The 22,232-nt window shown below is 67.0% G+C and carries 17 protein-coding genes; 4 read left to right on the forward strand and 13 right to left on the reverse strand.

Annotated elements, in window-relative coordinates:
- Positions 1 to 10: 10 nt before the first annotated feature.
- The 3 genes from prpB to ITJ67_RS05860 are packed head-to-tail and all read right to left on the reverse strand — an operon-like array spanning position 11 to position 3,122.
- Positions 11 to 910: a methylisocitrate lyase gene (gene prpB / locus ITJ67_RS05850; protein ID WP_194677043.1), complete on the reverse strand. Its 900-nt coding sequence runs from the start codon at positions 908 to 910 to the stop codon at positions 11 to 13.
- Positions 910 to 2,445: an MmgE/PrpD family protein gene (locus ITJ67_RS05855; protein ID WP_160073057.1), complete on the reverse strand. Its 1,536-nt coding sequence runs from the start codon at positions 2,443 to 2,445 to the stop codon at positions 910 to 912. The genes prpB and ITJ67_RS05855 overlap by 1 nt, the downstream gene beginning before the upstream one ends.
- Positions 2,442 to 3,122, reverse strand: coding sequence for a GntR family transcriptional regulator (locus ITJ67_RS05860; protein ID WP_160073059.1), 681 nt, complete (start codon positions 3,120 to 3,122; stop codon positions 2,442 to 2,444). The genes ITJ67_RS05855 and ITJ67_RS05860 overlap by 4 nt, the downstream gene beginning before the upstream one ends.
- A gap of 275 nt (positions 3,123 to 3,397) precedes the next feature.
- Between ITJ67_RS05860 and ITJ67_RS05865 the strand changes: the two genes are divergently transcribed.
- Entirely contained in the window at positions 3,398 to 4,402 is a 1,005-nt protein-coding gene (locus tag ITJ67_RS05865) for an AI-2E family transporter (protein WP_160073061.1), read from the forward strand.
- Between the two features lie 15 nt (positions 4,403 to 4,417).
- Here ITJ67_RS05865 and ITJ67_RS20205 read toward each other — a convergent pair whose 3' ends face one another.
- The 9 genes from ITJ67_RS20205 to ITJ67_RS05910 form a co-directional block, all read right to left on the reverse strand.
- Positions 4,418 to 5,404, reverse strand: a complete 987-nt coding sequence (locus tag ITJ67_RS20205) for an FUSC family protein (protein WP_194677044.1) — start codon at positions 5,402 to 5,404, stop codon at positions 4,418 to 4,420.
- Positions 5,405 to 5,522: 118 nt separating this feature from the next.
- Entirely contained in the window at positions 5,523 to 6,602 is a 1,080-nt protein-coding gene (locus ITJ67_RS05875) for a linear amide C-N hydrolase (protein ID WP_160073066.1), read from the reverse strand.
- 78 nt (positions 6,603 to 6,680) lie between these two features.
- Entirely contained in the window at positions 6,681 to 8,489 is a 1,809-nt protein-coding gene (locus ITJ67_RS05880; RefSeq protein ID WP_194677045.1) for an oleate hydratase, read from the reverse strand.
- Between the two features lie 130 nt (positions 8,490 to 8,619).
- Entirely contained in the window at positions 8,620 to 9,537 is a 918-nt protein-coding gene (locus ITJ67_RS05885) for a DMT family transporter (protein ID WP_160073070.1), read from the reverse strand.
- Between the two features lie 3 nt (positions 9,538 to 9,540).
- Positions 9,541 to 10,266, reverse strand: a complete 726-nt coding sequence (locus ITJ67_RS05890; RefSeq protein ID WP_194677046.1) for a hypothetical protein — start codon at positions 10,264 to 10,266, stop codon at positions 9,541 to 9,543.
- Positions 10,267 to 10,343: 77 nt separating this feature from the next.
- Positions 10,344 to 11,750, reverse strand: a complete 1,407-nt coding sequence (locus tag ITJ67_RS05895; protein WP_160073074.1) for a glutamate decarboxylase — start codon at positions 11,748 to 11,750, stop codon at positions 10,344 to 10,346.
- Positions 11,751 to 11,821: 71 nt separating this feature from the next.
- Complete coding sequence (locus tag ITJ67_RS05900) at positions 11,822 to 13,777, reverse strand: YhgE/Pip domain-containing protein (RefSeq protein ID WP_160073076.1); 1,956 nt, start codon at positions 13,775 to 13,777, stop codon at positions 11,822 to 11,824.
- Complete coding sequence (locus tag ITJ67_RS05905) at positions 13,774 to 14,544, reverse strand: ATP-binding cassette domain-containing protein (RefSeq protein WP_228502368.1); 771 nt, start codon at positions 14,542 to 14,544, stop codon at positions 13,774 to 13,776. Before ITJ67_RS05905 ends, ITJ67_RS05900 begins: the two co-directional genes overlap by 4 nt.
- A 39-nt stretch (positions 14,545 to 14,583) precedes the next feature.
- The gene (locus ITJ67_RS05910) at positions 14,584 to 15,774 is read right to left on the reverse strand and encodes a metal-dependent hydrolase family protein (protein ID WP_201297688.1); all 1,191 of its coding nucleotides are present in this window, start codon (positions 15,772 to 15,774) and stop codon (positions 14,584 to 14,586) included.
- 501 nt (positions 15,775 to 16,275) lie between these two features.
- Here ITJ67_RS05910 and ITJ67_RS05915 point away from each other — a divergent pair.
- The 3 genes from ITJ67_RS05915 to ITJ67_RS05925 all read left to right on the forward strand — a co-directional run bounded on the left by ITJ67_RS05915 (position 16,276) and on the right by ITJ67_RS05925 (position 21,286).
- On the forward strand, positions 16,276 to 17,826 hold the full coding sequence (locus ITJ67_RS05915; RefSeq protein ID WP_160073080.1) for a response regulator transcription factor: 1,551 nt from the start codon (positions 16,276 to 16,278) through the stop codon (positions 17,824 to 17,826).
- Between the two features lie 20 nt (positions 17,827 to 17,846).
- On the forward strand, positions 17,847 to 19,979 hold the full coding sequence (locus ITJ67_RS05920) for an FUSC family protein (protein WP_194677047.1): 2,133 nt from the start codon (positions 17,847 to 17,849) through the stop codon (positions 19,977 to 19,979).
- A 92-nt stretch (positions 19,980 to 20,071) separates the two neighbouring features.
- Positions 20,072 to 21,286 (forward strand): MFS transporter, encoded by a 1,215-nt coding sequence (locus ITJ67_RS05925; RefSeq protein ID WP_194677048.1) that lies wholly within the window; start codon positions 20,072 to 20,074, stop codon positions 21,284 to 21,286.
- A 33-nt stretch (positions 21,287 to 21,319) separates the two neighbouring features.
- Here the strand turns inward: ITJ67_RS05925 and ITJ67_RS20210 are convergent, their stop codons facing one another.
- Complete coding sequence (locus ITJ67_RS20210) at positions 21,320 to 22,216, reverse strand: AraC family transcriptional regulator (protein WP_323741401.1); 897 nt, start codon at positions 22,214 to 22,216, stop codon at positions 21,320 to 21,322.
- Positions 22,217 to 22,232 lie beyond the last annotated feature (16 nt).

Raw genomic sequence — 22,232 nt, forward strand, 5'->3', positions numbered from 1 at the left:
GCTGCTGTCGTCAGCGCTTGACGGTGAAATTGAACACTCCGCTGTCGAAGTGGTTATACCCCTCGTAGTCGACAAGCTCGTACAGCTCCGCGCGGTGCTGCATCTCGTCGAGCTTTCCCGTGAGCGTTCCGTGGCTGATGAGCTCGTCGAGCGCCCCGGCCGTCGCGCCCATCGAGATGCGGAGGGTCGAGACGGGCCAGATGACGAGGTTCATGCCGACGTCGGCGAGCTGCTGCACCGTGAAGAGCTCGCTCTTGCCGAACTCGGTCATGTTGGCGAGCAGCGGCACGTCGACGGCCGCGCGCATGGCCGCGAACTCCTCGAGCGATGCCATCGCCTCAGGGAAGATGGCGTCGGCGCCCGCGTCGACGAGCTTCCTGGCGCGGTCGATGGATGCGTCGAGCCCGTCGACCGCGCGGATGTCGGTGCGGGCCATAACGAGGAAGTTTGGGTCACGTCGCGCATCCACGGCCGCCCTGATGCGCTTGAGCGCCGTCTCCTCGTCGACGACCTGCTTGCCGTCGAGGTGCCCGCAGCGCTTCGGGTTGATCTGGTCTTCGATGTGCATGCCCGCGAGGCCGGCGTCTTCGAGCTCCTGCACGGTGCGGGCGACGTTCATGGGCTCCCCGAAGCCCGTGTCGGCGTCGATGATGGCCGGCAGCTCCGTCATGCGGGCGATCTGCCTGCCACGCCCCGCGACCTCGCTGAGCGTCGTGAGCCCGATGTCGGGCAGGCCGAGGTCTGCGGAGAGCACTGCCCCGGAGATGTAGACGCCTTCGAAGCCCTTCTGCTCGATGAGGCGAGCCGAGAGCGGGTTGAAGGCGCCAGGGAAGCGCAGCAGCTCCCCGCTCGCGAGACTCGCGCGGAACGCCGCGCGCTTCTCTGCGGGGGTGGTCTTGGCGTACAGCATCAGAAGATCCCTCCGCCTTCGTTGAACTCGATGACGCCGGGCGACGCGACGAAGCCGAGCTGGCCAAGCTCACCGGGGGCGAGCTCGGGGAGCCGTTGCACGGTGTCGAGGAAGCGCTCGATCTCGTGGTCCTCGACGACCTCTGCGGCGAGGGTGCGGAACTTGTTGATGTACTCGTCCCTCGCGAACGGCCGCGCGCCGAGCGGATGCGCGTCGGCGACGGCGATCTCGTCACGGATGACGGTTCCGTCGGCGAGCAGGATCTCGACGCTCCCGCCGAACGCCTTCTCGGCGATGTCGAGCGAGTGGTAGCGGCGGGTCCACTCCGGGTCCTCCTCCGTCACGACGCGCTTCCACAGCTCGACGGTGTCGGGCCTGGCGGCGCGCTCCGGCGCGTAGGAGCCCACGTGGTGCCAGGCGCCGTCCTGCAGCGCGACGGTGAAGATGTAGGGGATCGAGTGGTCGAGGGTCTCGCGGCTGGCGGTCGGGTCGTACTTCTGCGGGTCGTTCGCGCCGGAGCCGATCACGAAGTGCGTGTGGTGGGAGGAGCGGATGAGGATGCGCTCGATGCGGTCGGGCGCAGTCGCGAGCTGGGGGTGCTCGTTGTGCAGCTTGCGCGCGAGGTCGATCCAGGCCTGCGCCTGGTACTCGGCGGAGTGCTCCTTCGTGTAACTGTCGAGGATCGCGAGCTTCGACTCCCCTGCGGCGGGGAGGGGCACCTGGTAGCGCGCGTCCACACCCCCAAGGAGCCAGGCGATGACGCCGTCCTCGCCCTCGTAGATGGGGGTGGGGCTCGTCTGGCCGCGCATGGCACGGTCGACGGCCTCCACAGCCATCTTCCCCGCGAAGGCCGGCGCGTGCGCCTTCCAGGTCGAGATCTCGCCCTTGCGCGACTGCCGTGTGGCCGTGGTCGTGTGCAGCGCCTGCCCGACAGCCTGGAAGATGGTCTCCGCGTCGAGCCCGAGGAGCGTCCCGATGCCGGCCGCCGCTGACGGGCCGAGGTGGGCGACGTGGTCGATCTTGTGCTTGTGCAGGCAGATGCCCTTGGCGAGGTCGATCTGGATCTCGTAACCGGTCGCGATGCCTCGGACGAGCTGCTCGCCGGAGATGGCTCGCTGGCCCGCGAGGTGCTGGGCGACCGCCAGGATCGGCGGGATGTTGTCGCCGGGGTGCGAGTACTCGGCGGCGAGGAACGTGTCGTGGTAGTCGAGCTCACGCACCGCGACGCCGTTCGCCCAGGCCGCCCACTCCGGTGAGGTTCGCTGTGCGTCTTCGAGGCCGAAGAGCGTCGAGCCGGCACCGTGACGCGAGACGCCGTGCGCGAGTGCCTGGTCGCGGGCCGCGACGATGGGGGCCCTGGTGAGCGAGGCGGCCGCGACTGCGGCGTTGTCGATGACGCGGTTGATGACCATGTCGGTCACCTCGGCCTGGACGGGGACGGGATCGGCGGCGACCTCGGCGATCTTCCACGCCAGCTGGTCGCGGCGCTCGAGGTTCTCGTCGCTGCGGTGGACTCGGACGTCGTGGAGATTCACGTGTGGAGGATCCCTTCTGGAGGAGTTGGTCGTGGAGCGCTCGACTGCAGGGAGGAGAGCGCGGTCGTGAGGCTGCGGTGCAGGTGGACGTGGGTCGCGTGCGAGGCGAGGCGAGGGTCACGGGCGAGGATTGCGTCGACGACGCTGAGGTGCTCGCTCGCGGCTTCCCGCAGGCGTTCGGGGTTGTGGCTCGCGAGCCTGCGCACTCGCGAGGAGTGGAGGCGGCACGATTCGAGCGCGACGCTGAGGTAGTCGCTTGCCGCAGCCTCGTCGATCGCGCGGTCGAGGGCGTCGACGAGCTCGAAGTAGTCGGCGATGCCGGCTTCCCCGAGCTCGAGGAGCTCGGGTGCGTGCAGCAGGCGGATGCGGATGGCCTCGAACGGCCGCTCGTCTCGGCGCATCGCGGCGAGGGCGGCGGCCTGTGTCTCGAGCGCCTCCCGCAGCTCGTAGAGCTGGACGACGCGTTCTGCGCTGATCTCGGAGACGAGCAGCACTCGCGGTGACTGGCTGCGCACGAGCCCGTCGGCGAGGAGTCTCGTGAATGCACCGCGGACTGGCGTGCGAGATACCTCGAGGCGGCTGGCCTGCTCGACCTCGGTGAGGACCGTCCCGGGCGGGAGCGCGCCCGCGAGGATCTCCTCACGGAGCACCGCGTAGACCCGGTCACTGGCGAGCATGGAGTCCCCTCGTTTCGACACCCCTCAATGTATGCACAGTCAGGCCATTGGGCAACGTTTCTGCCCGAATTACCAGGCTATGCATACATAGCAGCATTCCCGCTCGCGCCGGCACCACGCGAGTTCGCCCCACCGCTCATCACGACGAGTCGTGCGGAGCCGGTCGTGCTCTAGCCTTAGAGGAAATCCCCTCAGAAGAAGGCTTTTTGATGCCCGATATTCGCAGCACAGCGACTGATCTCTTTCGTCGCAATCCCGTCATGTGGGCCTTTTCCGTGGCAATCGGACTTCTCCTGGCTGCGCTTCTCGCAACCACCGTCATTCAACTGCAATCGGTAGTCCTCTCCGTCTTCATCGCATTCTTCATCACCCTCGGACTCGACCCGCTGATTCGCCTCCTTCAGCGTCTTGGGCTCAAGCGAGGAATGGCGATCATCGCCGTGATCGTCGTCTTCATCCTCATCGTCGCCGGGCTCATCTGGATCGTCGTGCCGATTCTGGTCAACCAGATCACCTCCCTCGCGACGACCATTCCTCAAGAGATCACCAGGATCAACAACGAGGGCTGGTTCGACACGGTCAACAAGGCCACGAACGGTGCCGCCACCAACGCCCTCGACTGGGCGCAGAAGACCGCGACCGACCCGAACACCTGGGCGACCGTCGGCGGCGGCGCCCTGAAGGTGGGAACGACGATCGTCAACGGCGTCAGCACCGGGCTGTTCGTCTTCATCCTGACCCTGAACTTCATCGCGACCCTCGGCAGCATCAAGCAGGCGGGCTACTCGCTCATCAACGCCTCGGTTCGCCCCCGCTTCGAGGAGTACGCGGAGCGGATCATGGCATCGGTCGGCTCGTACCTCAACGGGATGGTGGTGCTCGCCTTCATCAACGCGGTGTTCAGCGGGCTCCTGCTCTGGATCGTCGGCGCGCCCTACCCGTTCATCATCGCGGTCATCTGCTTCTTCATCACGCTCATCCCGCTCATCGGAACCATCATCACCACGATCTTCATGACCGTGATCGCGTTGTTCGCCTCCCCCATCGCGGCGCTCATCGTCCTCGTCGCGATGCTCGTCTACATGCAGGTCGAGGCGTACATCCTCACGCCACGCGTCATGTCGAAGGCCGTGCAGATCCCCGGCTCCCTCGTCCTGATCGCCGCCCTCGCTGGTGGAACGCTGCTCGGTCTCGTGGGCGCCCTCGTCGCGATCCCGCTCGCCGCCGGCATCGTGCTGCTCGTGCGCGAGGTCGTCATCCCCAAGAAGGCGCGGAGCTAGCCGAACAGCTCAGTCTCAGACGGCTTCGACGACCTCACCGCCACCGGAGCGCCGGGTGAGGAAGTTCATGACGAGCCCCCCGAGGACCGCGACGAGCGTCGCGAAGAGCACCGCTTCGAGTCGGTAGACCCCGAGGGCGAAGGTGGAGAGCTCTGAGGCGGCTGTGAGGAGGATGGCTGGCGTCAGGAAGAGCACGAACAGCGCGTACTCTCCGGCGTTGACGTAGGCGACGCACAGCACGAGGAAGAGGCCGGCCAGGATGAGCGGAATCGGCTCCGGCAGCATCGACGCGAGCATGGCGAGAAGGACCCCGGCGACCGATCCGAGCACCCTGAGGTAGCCGCGTCGCAAGCGCTGGTCCGCTCCCACGGCGAGGATCACGCTGAACGAGAGCAGCGTCCAGTCGCGGTAGGGGAACTCCAGTAGCTCCGAGGCGAAGACGATGAGGAAGGATCCGCCCGCGGTGACCGCGCCATAGGCGATCCGGTCGACGAGCGGCGTGCCCGGGTCGTGAGCATGCGCCCTCGCCTTCACGAGCGCGGCGAAGCCGACGACGACACCCGCACCGATCGCGGACCCCAGCATCGCCTGCCAGAGTTCGGCACCCGTCTGCGAGAGCGCGGCGAACGCCAGCAGGTTCACGGGGGACCGCGTGAGGAAGGCCGTCTCACCGACCGTCACGAAGGCCTGCACGAGGCAGACGAAGACGACTGCGGCGAGCGTGACCCAGAGCCCGAGGCCCCCGACCGCGAAGCCGAGGGCCGCGATGGCAAGCGACCAACCCACGGAGAAGAGCCGGGCCCGCCAACTCCCCGCGCGGATGATCGAGAGCAGGAAGAGGATCGTCAGGTAGCCGGACGCCGCCGTGTTCGGGCCGATGAGGAGCTGGCTGGCCCCGAGGATGAGCGCCGCGGCGGAGACCAGGGCGACCGCCACCAGCAGCTGTTTGACCGAGAGGGCCGCGCTGACCGCACCGCCACTGACATCAGGACCATGCCGCACGATGCTCTCCCTATCTCCGGCTCCTGGAACCGTGGCGTCTCCGGCCGAGCACCCCGGCCGGCTCCTGATACGACGACAGCGGGCGCCCCGAGGCGGGGCGCCCGCTGCCGCGCGCGGACTATCCCTTCTTGCCGACGAGGTCCTGCACGAGCGTCTTCACGGCGAGGAAGTCATCCTTCTTGTTCGCCACGAACTCCAGCGCCTTGACGCCGGTCGCGAGCGCTTGCGTCGCCTCCGCCCCGACGTCGGTGAACTTGTGGCTCACGTTGCCGGCGAGTCCGCCCTCGAGCGCCAGCTGGCCGACGAGGTCGAGCTTGAGCACCTTGGATCCCTCGGCGAAGCTCACCTCGTCGAAGTCCACCCAGACGATGTTGGGACGGGTCGTCGACTCGAACACGTAGCGCTTGTTCGTGAGGTCGAGCACCACCTGCCAGATCGTCTGCGATGCGTCCGGCTTGCCGGGCTCCGGGGTCCGGAACGGCTGCGCCGCGTTCCGGATCATGCTGAACATCGCGGCGATCGCATCCAGCTGCGTCTTGGGCTGCACCTGGTGCTCGACGTAGAAGGATGCGCGAGCGAAGCGGTCGCTCGCGAGCGTCGACCCCGGCAGCGGCTGGTCGCCGCCGAGCCCCTCGATCTTCTTCGCGAGCTCGAGCTGCTTGTCGTAGGTCGGGGAGTTCGTCATGACCTTGTAGTCACGGCTGTGATACACCGTCGGCTTGCCGCTCGTGTACTCGATGATGGCCGAGTCACCCGTGGCGTCGTTGATCGCGAGGTGCAGGGTCGGGACGAGGTGGCCCGTCGGGTCGAAGAGCTGCGAGATCTGCACCTGCGACTTCTTGGTCCACGCGACGGCCTCCTCGACCGTCGCGAAGTTGTCGAGGTAGTACTGCAGCCAGACCGACTGGCTCAGCTGAGTCGTCTTGTCGTTCGGCTTTCCGTACTCCGACTCGGCGAGCCACAGGATGTGCCCTGCGAAGCCCTCCTCGTTCATCCCGTCGGTGGCGATGAGGTCGAAGGCCGTCGCCACGATGCTGCCGTACTTGGCCGTCCAGGTGAGGTTTCCCTCGACTCCGTCTGCCCGCTCGATGCCGCGTGGGTACTTCCAGAGGTTCGTGAGGAGATCCATGTGGAAATCCATGTTCCGGCCGACAATGACGGACCCGTTGGCGTCGGGCCACACAATTCGAGTGCACATGTTCGTTGACACGTCCTTTCGTAAGGGAACTGCTGTGCACGCCGCCGCGGATGCGACGGCGGCGGGTGCGCGTGCGGGTCAGGCGATCGCGTCGTCGCTGCGGTCGTGGACTCGAGCGTTCTGCGTGGCGGGGATCAGGTTGAAGTCGGTCAGCAGCTGGCCGAGCTCGGTCTGATCGAAGCGATTCACGAGGTGTCGCTTCGCGAAGCTCGGCCCTGGGATGTCGAGCTGTTCGCCGTCGCGCAGGACGTTCGTCGAGTGCAGCAGGAACCTGAGGTCGTACGTCGAGTTGAAGACCTCCGGAACACCGCGTTCGACGCCGAGGAGCTCGTAGGTCGCCTCCATGGCAGTGCGCACGGAGTACTCCGTCGTGAAGATGCAGTCTCGCGTCGTCTCGGCGAACTGGCCGATGAAGGCGAAGTTCACGCTGCCCTTCGGGACGACGGCCGGGCGGTCGCCGGCCTTCCTCGGCATGAAGAAGGAGGTGACGTACGGCATCATCACGGGAACCGTCTTGACGCCGGTGGCGGCGAGTTCGGGGATCTCGTCGACGGGGACCCCCAGGTGGAAGAGCCACTCCTGGGTGATCTCCTCCCCCGTGCAGTCCTGCATGCTCTTCTTGACGAAGGCCCCGGGAGTGTCGACGAAGAGGCCGTAGATCCAGACGACGATCTCGGTCGGCTTCTGCGCCTTGAAGTGGGGCTGGCGGTTGACGGTCCAGCTCATGAGCCACGGCGAGTCGCGTGCCGTGACGATGCCGCCGGTCACGACCTTGCCCGAGAACGGGTCGCGCTCCGCGATGCGCTCGATGTACTCGGGCACGCGAGCGTCGAGCGTCGTCGCCGTCGCCGATTCCCACTTCGACTTCTGGATGTCTCCGCAGAACACCTCGGGGCGGCCGAACGCCTCGTCGCGTGCGGCGATTTTGCGCCAGAGGTCCCAGGCCGGAGCCGGGCCCGTGTTGAGTCGGGCCGCCGTGGCGTGGTCGCCCTGGTCGGAGTTCTCCGTCAGCGATCCGATGGTGATGTAGGCCAGGTCGTTCTCGCTGAGGTCGACGCCGCCTTCCTCGCCGTCGCGGACCCAGTCGATTCGCGTCGCCTGCTTCCTGTCGCCCGCCAGGTCGAACTGCACGTCGGTGACCTTGGTGCCGTACTGGAAGGTCACGCCGCGCTCGAGCAGCCACTTCTGCATGGGCAGCACAAACGACTCGTACTGGTTGTACTTGGTGAACTTCAGGGCCGACATGTCGGGGAACCCACCGAGCTGGTGCACGAAGCGGTGGAGGTAGAGCTTCATCTCGAGGGCCGAGTGCCACTCTTCGAAGGCGAACATCGTGCGCCAGTAGAGCCAGAAGTTGCTGTCGAGGAATTCGGCGCTGAACACCTCGTCGATCCGCTTGTCCTCCATCTGCGCACGCGTAGCGAGGAAGACACCGACGATCTCCTTCTGCGCCTTCTCGGACAGGCCGAACTTGAAGTTCGTTCCGGCGTCCTGGCCCTGCTTCTCCGTGACCCGCCTCTTCGTCGAGTTCGGGTCGTCGATGTTGAGCCAGTAGAACTCGTCGAGCACGCTGGCGTCCTCGATCTCGAGCGATGGCACGGTGCGCAGGAGGTCCCAGAGGCACTCCATGTGGTCCTCGAGCTCGCGGCCACCGCGGATGACGAATCCCTTCTCGGGGTACTTGATGCCATCGAGTGCGCCGCCGGCGATGTTGAGCTCTTCCAGGATGGTGATGCGGTCGCCGCTCATCTGCCCGTCGCGGATGAGGAAGATCGCCGCAGCGAGGCTCCCGAGCCCTGCGCCGACGAGCCAGGCGCTCTTGTCGTCGACGCCCTGCGGCTTGCGCGGGCGTGCGAATGCTTCGTAGTTTCCACTGCTGTAATGCATAGTCGACTCATTTCCCGCCGGCTCGCGTAAATGGCCAGGATAAAATGCCATCATGATTTGTCCGACGTTATCGAAGTATATATTTGACCCTTTTGCACCGATAAGAGATGCTCGTTATTTCACCCGCCCACTAACCCTTCCTCTCACCCGCGGATGAGGAATTCGAGACCTCGTCGACGGGAGACTTCTCGGCCCGCGCCAGCTGAATCACTCCGGTGATAGCGACGGCACCTGCCGCAAGGAATGCGACGACCGCCCAGAGCGGGGCATTCGTCGCCTCGCGCAGGATGACGATGCCGAGGACAACCGCGATCGTGGGGTCGATGACCGTGAGCCCCGCGACGACGACCTCCGGTGGGTTGTCCAGGTGCGCGCGCTGGACGAAGATCACGGACAGTGCCCCGGCGATCCCGATGCCGAGGATGCTGGCGATGGTGAGGATGTCCGTCGAGTTGAACGGCATCTCATGGGCCTTCAGGATGGCCTGCACCCGGAGGATGACCGTCTTCCCGAGCGTCGCGACGAACGCGGAGTAGACCCCGCCCAACAGCACCCACAGCAGCGGCGGCGTCGGACGGCCCTTCCCCAGCACTTCGACGATGCCGGTCGCGACGAGCACGCCGCCGAGCGTCACGAGTACGGCGACCAGCTGCGCGTCTTCGATCGGCTGCTGCGTGCTCACGATCGCGGCGACCACGACGAATCCGCCGACGCCGACGACGCACAGCAGGATCGACCGGATGATGGCTCTCGACGGCCGCGTCTTGCGGAAGATGCTCGTCAGGACGACGGAGAACACGAGAGCCGCCACGCCGATCGGCTGCACGACGATCAGCGGCGCGAACGCCAGGCTGCCGACCTGCACGAGCATCGCGACGACCAGCGCGACGCTCCCGAAGAGCCAGATCCGATTCCGCAGCACGTGGACGGCCGCATCCTTGCGGCTGCTCGACCTCGTCTCCGCGAGGTGGACGCCGCGCGACTGGAGCAGGTTGCCAACGGCCATGAAGGCCGCGGCGGCCAGGGCGAGCGCGATGCCGATGAGCATGGCCTAGGCGCTCCGTCCGACACTGGAGCCGTCGCGAGCCGGAGTCGCACCGGCCTTCGTCGCCCCTGGCAGGACGACGAGGGACGCGAGGAAGAAGCAGACCGCGCCGATGAACGTGCCCCACGTCGCCAGCGAGGCGTTGATCGTCGCCCCGCCAGGAAGGATGTAGGCACCGACCGCGGAGGCGCCGAAGGCCACACAGCCGACGAAGTTGATGACCACGGACCAGGACGCGCTCGAACGCACGCTCCACGTCTGGTTCGTGTGCGCGAACGCTATGAAGGCGACGCATCCGCTCACGAGGAACGCGACCGACCCGCCCGCGTCCGGATTCCACACGAGCTTCTCCTGGCTGGTCAGCGACTTGGCGTGCAGCGCCGCTGTCGTGCTGACGTTGAAGAGCAGCGTCCCGAACGACTGGGTGGACGCCGTCAGCCACTCGGCTCTCACCATTCGACCGGGGGCGTAGGAGACGGGAACCGCCACCGCGCCGCTGAGGAAGAGCTGGATGAGGCCGGCTGAGGTGAAGAACCAGGCCCCGACGAAGAAGAACAGGTTCGAGAGCTGCGAGCCCATCTGCTCGCTGAGCACCGGCGCGGAGCCCAGCGCGAAGAGCGCGGAGCCCACCATGAAGAGCCAGCACTGCTTGACGACGGTCGGCACGAGGAGCTTCCCAGTGGCGCCGAGGGGTCCCGTGTGCTCGCGAGGGGAGGTGGCTGCGCTCGTCATGTCCGTGGGTTCCGTCTCCTGCTCGTGGGCGAGGGCCGGCGGGAGAGCAGCTCGGCTCCCCCGCGCGGCCGCTGATCTCAGTGGTGGAAGTGCACGCCGCGGCCAGCTTCGCGCGGCAGCGGCGTCTCGAGGGAGTCGAGGTACTCCACGTCACCGCGGATGTCCGCGAGGAGCGACGACGCGAGGTCGCGGCTGAGGCCGACCTTGACGACGATGCGCTGGAGGATGACGTCGCCCATGTTGTCGGCCATGGGGTACGCGGGCACGAGCCAGCCCTTCATGCGGAGTCGGTCGGCGAGGTCGTAGAGACTCCAGTTGCCGGTGTGGCCGTCTTTCAGCACCCAGGCGAAGACGGGGATCGTGTCCCCGCGGCTCACGAGCTCGAACGGCCCCATCTTCTCGATCTCCGAGGAGAGGTAGGTGGCGACGTCGATCGAGTTCTGCTGGACGAGCCGGTAGCCCTCGCGACCGAGGCGGAGGAACTGGTAGTACTGCAGCAGGACCTGAGCGCCCGGGCGGGAGAAGTTCAAGGCGAGGGTCGGCATGTCGCCGCCGAGGTAGCTGACGTGGAAGATCATGCTCTCGGGGAGCACCGCCGTGTTGCGCCACACCACCCAGCCGACGCCGGGGTACACGAGCCCGTACTTGTGGCCGGACGTGCTGATCGAGTTCACCCGGTCGATCCCGAAGTCCCAGCCGAGGTCCGGCTGGCAGAACGGTGCCACCATCGCGCCGGATGCGCCGTCGACGTGGATCTTCACGTCGTTGCCGGTCGCGGCCTGGATCTCGTCGAGTTTCGCGGCGATCGCCACGACGTCGTCGTAGAGACCGGTGAAGGTCTGTCCGAGGATCGCGACGACGCCGATGGTGTTCTCGTCCACGTACTTCTCGAGCTCGTGGCCGTCGAGCACCAGGTGGTCGGGCGACACGGGCACGTACCGCGCCTCGATGTCCCAGTAGTTGCAGAACTTCTCCCAGACGACCTGCACCGCGGCCGACATGATGAGGTTGGGCTTCTCGGTCGACTTCCCCTCCGCCTTCCGCTTCTCCTGCCAGAGCCGCTTGAGTGCCAGGCCGCCGAGCATGCAGGCCTCCGACGATCCGATCGTGGAGGTGCCGATGGTGTCAGCGACGTCCGGGACGTTCCAGAGGTCGGCGAGCATCCGCCAGCAGCGGTCTTCGATGGCCGCCGTTCCCGGGTACTCGTCCTTGTCGATCATGTTCTTGTCCGCGGCCTCGGCGTAGAGCTTCTTCGCCTCGTCGTCCATCCACGTCGACACGAACGTCGCGAGGTTGAGGCGCGAGTTGCCGTCGAGCATGGCCTCGTCGTGCACGATCTGGTAGGCCGTCTCCGGGAGGCTCTGGTCTGCTGGCAGCTTGAACTTGTCGAAGACCGTCGCCTCGCCGGGTCGAACGAAGACGGGGTTCACGTCGAGATCCGGGTTGATGTTTCGGTGGTGGCCGTTGCTGGTGCTTTTCTCCATGGGAACTCTCTCTTCTCGTTCGGACGGTGACTTCGTGGAAGTACTGGGGGTTCGTGGTGATGCTGACACGGTCAGACCTCCACCGGCGGATACAGGCGGTCCATGTTGTACTGCCGGTTCCTTCTCGCGGCCCAGGTCGAGATGGCGATGAAGGCGACGGTCATGGAGAGAATGACGATGATCGCTGTGAGCAGGCGGTCGTCGATGCCGCCGAGGATCAGCTGCCGCAGTCCGTTGTTGGTGTAGGTCATCGGGTCGATGACGTTGATGTACTGGAACACGTTGGTGGTCGTCGGCACGGGATAGATGCCGCCGGCGGAGGTCAGCTGGATCATGAGGAAGGCGAGCGTGAACACGCGTCCGACTGCCGGGCCGAAGACCGCGTTGAACATCTGGATCATCGCCATGAACATCATCACCATCAGCAGGAGGAACCCGTACGTTCCCCAGGTGTGCTCGGGATGCAGCCCGATGCCGAAGTAGATGACCAGGTAGAGGATGGTCGCCTGCAGGAACCCGACGAACACGGTCGGCACGTACGAGGCGAGGATCACGCGGAAGGAACCGAGCCCCTGGGCGAGCGGACGCGCCTGCAGCGGGGTGAAGAGCATCCACGCGATGATGCCGCCGACGAAGAGCGCGAGGCCGAGGAAGAACGGCGCGAAGCCGTAGCCGAAGGTCTTGGCCTCGTTGTTGATCGTCTCCTTCAGCTCCACCGGCTGGGCGAGCGCCTGCACGAAGTTGGACTGCTGGTCCTCGTCCCAGTCGGGAAACAGGTTGAGCGCAGTATCGGCGGCATCGGCCAGCTCGATCGTGCCAGCCGCGAGCTGGTCGGTGCCAGACGACAGCTGTGCGGCGCCGGCGGAGAGCTCACCGAGGCCGGTGTCCAGCTGATCAGCTCCGGAGCGCAGCTGCTCCGCGTCTGAGGAGGCGGTCGCGAGGTCGCGCTGCACGGCGCCGTCCTCGATGGCCGTCATGATGACGTTGACGCGGCTGTCTGGATCATTGAATTCGCCGGCGAGCAGGTTCATGTCGGTGTGCAGGGTGTCGAAGACCGTGACGAACTCCTCCGTCAGCCTGGAGTCCTGGATGTGCGTGTGCACGCTCTCGAGACGGGCCGCGATCGCCTGCTCGACCGGATCGTCGCTTGCTGCGAGCTCGGTCATTATGGTCGCGAGCTCGGTGTCGGCTCGCGCTTGCGCGGCAGCCGCCTCGTTGAGTGCCGTCGCGATGGTGTTCGTGCTCGTGACGACATCCGCCGAGAGGTCTCGTAGCTCAGCGCCGGTGATGCCGGAGGTGGCGATGGCGTTGTCGACTCGGGTCACGGCGCCCTGCACGGCCTCGTCGAGCGTGTCGATAGCACCGGCGAGTGTGGCCGACCCGTCCTTCGCCGTCACCAGGTTGTCCGCGATCTCCTTCGCACCGCTATTCGCCGTCTGCATGCCGGAGTTGAGCTCGTCGACGCTGCTGACGGCTTCCTTGAGCGTCGGGATCTCGGCTCTGACGGCTGCCAGCGCCTGGTCGAACATCTGCGCCGAGACCTGCTGGTTGACCATGACGATGACCTCTTCGGCCGCGTCCTGGCCGATGACCGTCGAGAGGTAGTTGTTGGAGTCGTTGTAGGTGAACTCGAGCTGCGCGGAGCGTGACTCGTTGGTGGTCACCGACGCCACGGCCTCGCTGAAGTCGGCGGGCACCGTGATCGTGAAGTAGTACTTGCCGTGGGCGAGGCCGTCGACGCCGTCCTGCTCGCTCGTCTCGGTGAGGTCCAGCTGCTTGGAGTCGATGAGGCCCTGCACGACCGAGTCGCCGGCGGTGAGCGGCTCACCCTCGACCGTGGCGCCCCGGTCGAGGTTGATGATCGCGACCGGGATCTTGTCGACGTTGCCGAACGGGTTCCAGAACGCCCACAGGTAGAGCGCACCGTAGAGCAGCGGCATGAGGATGACGACCGCGAGCGCGAGCCGCGGCATGCGGCCACGGTAGTAGCGCTTGAAGTCGCTTCCTGGTGAGAACGCAGCGATCATCGCCCATCAGCCTCTCGCTCGAGCACGGCGAACTCCTTGTTCGTCAGGTTCTCCACGAGGAACTGGTCGCGGATTCCAGAATCTGGGCTGACGCCGTTGACGTCTGCGGTGATGACGGTCTGCTCCCTGCCGAGCTCGACGAGGCGCTCGAGCAGCTTGTGGGAGCTCTCGATGCTCGCGAGCTTGTCGATACCCCCGACGACGAGGATCGGCGGCTTGCGGGTGTTCGCGACGGCGATGCGCAGCAGCGCTCCGGTCAGCTCCGGAAGCTCCTCGACCATCGCGTCCATGGTCGGCAGGGTGTACTCGCCGAAGACCGGGGCGCAGATGCGCTCGAGGTCCGCCTGCTTCGACTGCCGCACCCAGCGGGCCCCTCTGGCTCCCCACCGGATCTGCTCGGTGATGATGTCGTGGACTCGGATGGTCTGGCCGATGCCATCGACCTCGTCGATGTTGGCGAGGGCAGCCTGCTTGAAGAGGTGGTGGGCGTCGTTGAGCCGCCCGAACGACTCGAGCTGCCCCTTCGAGGGCTTCATGCGCCCGGCCAGGGTGAGCAGCAGCGCTGTCCGGCCCCGGCCGCCCGCGCCGACGAGCACGGTGACTCCACCGGACCGGATCGTGAGGTTCACCGGCCCGAAGATGTGGCCCCAGGACGCCTTCACCTCGATGCCGTCGGCGTTCAGGATGACGTCGCCGACCGCCGCCTCGCCTTCGGCGCGGGTCAAGGGAAGCGGTTGGTCACCGAACAGCTGCGTCACATCGCTCACGTCAGGCACTCCTGTTCGATGGTCCGGATACATGCAGCATCAGAGTTCGTCCTTCACGATCTGGCCGTTCTTGACGATGAGCGGGAAGTTCAGCTCCGGCTCGGCGATGAGCGAGAGGTCGGAGAGCGGGTCGCCGTCGACCAGGATGAGATCGGCCCAGGCTCCCTCGGCGATGACGCCGAGCTTCGCGTCCCGATACGAGTTCCGCTCGCCGGCCATCTCGAAGAGGCTCGCGTTCCCGGAGGTCAGCATCAGGAGCGCCTCGGTCGGGCTGTAGAACTCGCCGAGTCGAGCTGCCATGACGCTCTGCCTCGCGGCCGCTCCGGGCTCGAGCAGGAGGTCGGTGCCCCAGGCGGTCTGCACTCCATGCTGCTTGGCCCAGGCGTAGACCTGCGCTGTGCCTCGGCAGATCTCGGCGTTCTTCTGCGCGCGATCGCGGTCGGGATAGTGGTGGTCGTCCTCCGCGAAGGGCTGCACTGAGAGCCAGGCACCCGCGTCCCGGATGAGCTTGACGGTGGCCTCGTCCATGAGGTGGCCGTGCTCGATCGAGCGCACACCGCAGTCGAGCGCCCTGGCGACTCCCGCGGAGGTGTAGACGTGCGCGGCGACGTAGGTTCCGTAGTCGGCAGCAGCCTGGACCGCTGCACGGATCTCCTCCGGCGTGTACTGCAGCGTGCTGAGCGGGTCGTAGAGCGATGCAGCACCGCCCCCGAGCGTGAGCTTGATCTGGCTCGCGCCGGTCTTCAGCTGCTCCCTCACCGCGGTCAGCACCTGGGGGACTCCGTCCGCGACCTTCGTGAAGTGGATGTCCTCGGTGCGTGCGGGCCTGCCACCGAACTCGCTCGGCTCCTCGTAGACGAACGAGAAGTCGGCGTGGCCTGAGGTCTGGGAGATCATGGCCTGGCTGGGGAAGATGCGCGGCCCTTCGAGCACGCCGCGGTCGATGAGCGTCTTGATCGGGCTGGTGTCGCCACCCATGTCGCGCACGCTCGTGAAACCGCGGAGCAGCATCTTCTTGGCTTCCGCGATCGTGTTGCCGTACAGCTCGCCCGTCGCCGCCTGCAGGAAGTCGTTCATGCTGTTGGCGTTGCCCATGAGGTGGACATGGGCGTCGGTGAGCCCGGGCATGAGGAATCTGCCGTGGGCGTCGATCTCACGCGCGCCGTCCGGGGAGTTGCTCGCCAGAGGAGATTCCGAGATCGCGAGCACTCGCGCCCCCTCGATAAGCACGTCCACATGATCGCGAACACGTTCACTTATCCCATCGAAAAGCCTGGCATTTCGAATGATGATTCGTGGAGGGTTATCCGCATCCTGGGGCATGAAAGCCACAGTAACCCGAGAGAAAAAATGTACCGCGACTGCCAGAGAATTTCACCCGGTTCGTAACCTGGGGTGTAACCCGACGCTTCACCCCGGGTTTCACCCCGCGCTCCAAAGGCGTTCGCGACACCGCTCGTCACGACACGCTCGAGGGTCGCGTGACGCGTTCATTTCAGGATAGGTTTCTTCGGACAAGATACCCACCGACCCGTATCGACAGTCGCCGCTGACGCCGACTCTGCGGGAATTACAGCCATCACACCCGTCCCTTCTCCCCACTCCGAGAGGGGCGAAGAGACCCTTGAGAAGACGGACGGTCGATCGATGAACATGTTTTTACCATGAGATAAACACTTTCTCGCCGAACCATCGAAAATGCCCCGCACTTCCCCCAGAGAATGGCGATTCATGACCGCAGCCACTGCCGCAGACTCCAAGCAGAAGCTCGACGCCGCAGTGGAGACGGGAAATCCGCGCAAGATCGCACAGGCCGCGATGGCGCACATCTGGCCACTGTTCGACAAGCACTACCTGGATCTCATCCACGCTATAGAGAAGATCCCGCTGTCACTTCTCGAAAATTACCCGGTTCTTTGGATTCTTCACCGGGTGAATCCGGTTCTCGCCCATAAACGAACCCCGTTTAAACCGCACCTCAATCCGGAAACCGTCAAGAGCATGACCACCGACGAGGTCGACATGCTCACGCTCGCGCAGATGATCGCCTTCCGGTACAGCGGCGATGTGACCGCCGCACTCGCCTACGCTGCTCGCCTCGCCGACCGCATCAGATCGCGGGGAACAGGATTCCGCGAGCGGGCCGACGGGCCGCTGTGGTTCTACCACCAGCAGATCGGCTCGACGATGCTCGCCGCCGGAGAGACGGGGCCCGCGCTGACCGAGCTCGCCGCCTCAGCGGAGATCGGCCAGATCGCGGGCCGCCCGGACGCCAGGCGGCTCGCCCTCTCACGGGTCGCGCTCGCCCACGCGAAACGGGGATCGCTCGAGGAAGCGGAGCGCGTCCTCGCTGAACTGCCGCTCCTGCCCGAGCCGTGCGCGCCGTACATCGAGCCCACGCGCTTCGCGGAGAACACGGCAGCTGCCCTCATCGGCGTCGAGCGGATGATCGACGACATCGACCCCCTGCTCGCGAAGCTCGACTCGTTCGGCAGCCTGCAGGTGACCTGGCCGTACGGGCTCCTCGCCCGAACGCGTTCCCTGCTCGCCCGCAAGCGACCGGACGAGGCACTCGAGTGCGTGCACCTCGCGCGCGACGCACACACGGAGCAGCACGGCTCGCTCGCCATCGACGTCATGAACGCCGCGACCATCGACGCGCTGTGGGCACTCGGCTCGAAGACGCAGGCGAGAGCAGCCGCCTACCGGACCGAGCAGAAGGGGTTCCTCGAGACGAGCGCCGCCATCCGCCTCGCCATCGCCGACGACAAGCTCGACTTCGCCGAGACGCACCTGCGGCGCCTGTCCGAGCAGCGAACGCTCGCACCGGCCCAGCACACGGAGCGCATCATCCTCTCCGCCTGGCTCTCCATCGCCAGGGCCGACTCGATCGATCCGGCGACCGCTCAGCGCGTCGCGCACATCGTGCAGCGGGGCAACTCCCGGCGCATCCTGAGCCAGATCCCGCGAGAGGTGCTCTCGAGCGTGAGGTGCGAGCTCGACGCCTCCATGCACCCGATGTTCGACGTCTCCGTGACCGGCATCACGCACGTCATGGTGCAGACGCGGCCCACCCTGACCAACGGCGAGCTCCGCGTGCTCACCGCGCTCAGGAGAGAGCTGACCACCGCCGAGATCGCGGCGCAGCTGCACGTGTCCCCGAACACCATCAAGTCCCAGCTCAGATCCGTCTACCGGAAGCTCGCCTGCTCGAACCGCGCGGAGGCGATCCAGACGGCGCTCACCCTGCAGCTCATCTCCGTCGACGACGACAACCGCTGAGTTCAGCAGCGGGTGAGCTGATGCGCAACACCCTCCGCCTGCTCCTGGCAGCTCGCGACCCTGCCCGTGCACGACTCACCACGGCCACCGCCGTCTCGCTCGGTGTCCTCGCGAGCGCGCTCCTCACCAACCAGCTCATCGGACAGCTCCACGCCGAGCGCTCGCTCCTGAGCGTCGGCATCTTCCTGTCGATCATGGCCGGTGCCTCGGTCAAGGATCGTTCGCCACGAGAGCGCCTCGTCACGACGACGCTCCTCATTCCCGTCTCGGTGGCCGTGATCGCCCTCGCAGCGCTCCTCGCCCCGAACCGCATCCTCGCGATCGGCGCCTTCATCCTCGTCAGCGGAGCCGCCGTCTGGGTGCGCCGCTACGGCGCCAGAGCGGGCTCGCTCGGCACCGTCGCCTTCATGGGGTGCTTCTTCGCGCTCCTCCTGAAGCCCACGCACGATCAGCTGCCGGCGCTGTGCCTGATCGCCCTCCTCGCCTGCACGACACAGCTCGGCGCGCGCGCGGCGCTCCTCCTGCAGAGACCCAGGCGGCAGCTGCTGCTGCTCTTCAGAGAGCTGCGGGCCGCGTCGGAGTCGGCGCTCGACGCCGCCTCGCGCCCCGGTCGCCCCGGAGCCCTGCGCCTGAGGCTCGCGCGCATCGACGCGACCAGCGAATCCATCGACGCGTGGCAGCGGAGCTCGGACGCCGAGCTGCACGCGGACGGTGACCCGAGGACGCTCGGCGATCGGGTCCTCGACGCCCGCGTCGACATTCAAGAGCTCTGCTACCTGCTGGCCCGCCTCACCGCGAGCGCCGCCGATCTGCCCACCCAGCTCCATCAGGATCTCGCGCACCTCCGGACGGTGCTCGACGAGCGTGCTCCCGCGCGTGACATCAGCGCCGCTACCGAGTGGGCGACGGACATCATCGCGCATCGACCCTCGCAACGCGGCACCCGTCTCGGGGCGACGTTCGCGAGCTACCTCATCGCGCGCTGCGTTCACGCGCACGCCCGGCTGCGAGAGCTCACCATCGTCGGCACGCGACCAGACCCGAGGCCGAGGTCTGGCTCAGGCTCGGCACAGCCGCACGTCTCGCTTGCCCCGAAGCAGGATCCCTGGACGCGCATGACGGTGCAGGCCATGGCCGCCGCATCGATCGCATCCATCGTCGGCGAGGCCATCTCCGCCTCGCATTGGTACTGGGCGGTCATCACCGCCTCCCTGATCTTCGCCGGAACCACCACAAGAGGCGGGATCCTCACGCGCGCCTTCCGTCGGATCCTCGGCACCGCCATCGGCATCATCGTCGGCGTCGCCGCGGTGGCCCTCGCCTCGGGGAACGTGAACGTGCTGAGCGCGATCTGCGTCCTCGGCGTCTTCGGGGCGCTCTACTTCGGACCGCTCAACTACCTCTACTCGGCGCTCTTCACCACGACCATCCTCGTCGCCCTGTACCGCCTACTCGGGAAGCTCGGCGCCGACGTCCTCGAGACTCGCCTCGAGGAGACCATCGCGGGCGGCGTCATCGGCGTGCTCTGCGCCTACCTCATCCTCTCGTCCAGCTCGAAACCGGCGCTGGACGCCAAGGTGAACGCCTACCTGGACGCCTTGGATGCACTCCTCGGCAGACTGCTGGCGACCCCGGTGAACCTCGGCACGACCACCGCGCTCCGAACGGGACTTCGCACGCTGGAGCTCGCGCAAGGCGACGTCGACACCGCCGTCTCCGGCATGTCCACGGCCTTCCTCGTCACCGGCCCGAGGAGAACAGGGAACGCCGTGCACCTCATGTACATCGCGACGAGATCCGCAGCTCGTCTCGTCCAGCTCGACGGCGATCTCGACCGGCCGGACCTGCTGGTGGCCGCCGCGATCTCGAGGGTCGCCGCGCGCGCATCCGCCGCCCGCCGCGCGCTGGCCGAGTCTCGTGGCCAGCCCGCGATCGACAGGGACGCCGACGACCACCAGTCGGTCAACGCCCTGCTGCAGGACCAGGCCAGCTCCTTCGACCCCAGATCACCCTCCGGAGAAGCGCTGATCGCGCTGTTCCGGATGGACTGGACGCTCGCCCAGGTGATCGACGACAGCACGACTGAGCTGCCCCTCGAGCGCGGTGGACGGAACAGGAAGCGCGCACTCAAGGTGACCGTGCCACCCGTGTGACGGGGCGGCGACTCTGACGGCGGCGGACGATCGGTGCAACGAATCGGACGGACGGTCACACGCTCGACCCCGAGTTCGAGGATGCTTGGCACATGACCACAGGAACCATCCCCACCGTCGCTGCGACGCAGACTCCTCAGACGCAGACTCCCCCAAAGACGGCGTGGGCAGCCATCGCGGCCATGATGGCTACGAGCTTCGTCCTCGTCGTCGCCGAGTTCCTCCCGCCGAGCCTCCTGCCGTCCATGGCTGCCTCCCTCGGCATCACGGAGGGGCAGGCCGGGCAGACCGTCACCGTGACGGCGTTCGTCGGGTTCCTCACGGCCCCCACGATCGGCATCCTCGTGCCCCGCCTCGACCGTCGCACCCTGCTCGTGGTGCTCGCCGGCGCCGCCGCGCTCTCGAGCGCGGTCGTCGCCGTCGCGCCCGGGTTCGTGCTCCTGCTCATCGCCCGGCTCCTGCTCGGCGCGGCGCTCGGCGCCTTCTGGGCCATGTCCATCGCCATCGCCGCGAGCCTCTCCCAGCCCAAGCACCTGGGCAGGGCCATCATGCTCGTCAACACGGGCACCACGGTCGCGACCGTCGCCGGCGTGCCGCTCGGCAGCTACCTCGGCACGATCATGGACTGGCGCCTCATCTTCGCGAGCGTCGCCGTCGTGACCGTCGTCGTCGCGATCGCGCTGCGACTGGCCCTCCCGCACGTTCCCCCGACCGCATCGAGCGGCGGCTTCCGCTCGCTCGTGGAGACGCTCCGCGTCCCCGGCATCCGCGTGGGACTGACCGGACACATCCTCACCGTCCTCGGCCACTTCGTGGCCTTCACGTACATCCGCCTCGCCATCGACCGAGTGCCCGGACTCGACGGGGTCGGCGTCGCCGCCCTGCTCGTCGCCTTCGGCATCGGCGGCGTCATCGGCAACTTCGTCGTGGGGCTGCTCGTCGACCGGCACCTCGCCGTGCTGCGATTCGCCGTGCCCCTCCTCATCGGCGTCTCGATCGGCATCGTCGCGCTCGCACCCGGTCAGATCTGGCTCGTCGCGGTCGCCGTCACCACGTGGGGCATCGGGTTCGGGGGCTGGCTCACGACGCTGGGAACGTGGATGGGTCGCCTGGTCCCCGACCGCATGGAATCGGGTGGCGGGCTCTCGGTTGCCGGCTTCCAGCTCGCCATCACCCTCGGTGCCGGTGTCGGCGGCCTGCTCATCGACCTGATCGGCGTCACGCCCGCACTTGTCGTCGCATCCGTATCGGCGATCGTCGGCGGTCTCATCTTCGGCAGCGCGCGCTTCCCCGGCCGCTCCAGCTGAGCGGTTCGCCTGGCCAGGTCGAGCGGATGCGCGTCAGGAGCTGGCGCGCATTCCTCGCTCCGACCGTGATCGCGCCTCGGCGCGCCAGCGTCCGGGCGTGGAACCCGTGTGCCGTTGGAACGCGCGACTGAAGCCCGCCTGCGACTCGTAGCCGAGTCCGCTCGCGACAGCCCCGATCGTCAGCTCGCTCCGCAGGAGCAGCCCCTTGGCCGTCTCGATGCGCACGCGCGTCAGGTATCCGATGGGCGTCTCGCCGACGGACTCCTGGAACCGCGCGGCGAAGACCGAGCGCGACATCCGCGCGACGCGGGCGAGCTCGTCGAGCGTCCACGGGTCGCCCGGCTTCTGGTGGAGGGCTTCGAGGGCAGCCGCGAGCTGCGGCTCGGTGACGTCACGCAGCCAGCCTGCCGGCGCGCATCCGGCCTCGTTCCAGGCGCGGAGCGCCGTCGACACGATGGTCGTCGCGATGCGGCTGCAGATCACGGCGTCGCCCGGCCGAGTACGTGCGCCCTCGAGACTCCAAGCGCACGCCATGCCGTCGATGAGCGCCACCATCGAGGGCTCCTGCCCGGCGAAGTCACGCACGATCAGAGACGCCGGCAGCGCCTCGGCCGCGGTCTGCGCCTGTGGCGCCTCCTCGAAGCCGACGTCGATGAACTCGGCTTCGACGCTCGCGAGCACCGACGACACGTGCTCCCTGGGGAAGAAGACCAGATCACCCGCCGCGAGGTCCACGACCGGTGCCCCCAAGGTCGAGAGTCGGACGCCGCCGCGGAAGACGAACACGAACCCCGGACCAGCATGGCGACGCACGATCGGCTCCCCAGCAGCGAGCCGATGGCGGTGCGATCCGATGAGCGTCCACTCCAGGGAGGCGAGGGCGCGGTCGAACGCGTCACTCGGGGGCGCCTGCAGCATCGTCGTCGTCACACTGAGTCGAACACCA

The sequence above is a fragment of the Pseudoclavibacter sp. VKM Ac-2867 genome, from assembly GCF_015351275.1.
Taxonomy (GTDB): domain Bacteria; phylum Actinomycetota; class Actinomycetes; order Actinomycetales; family Microbacteriaceae; genus Pseudoclavibacter.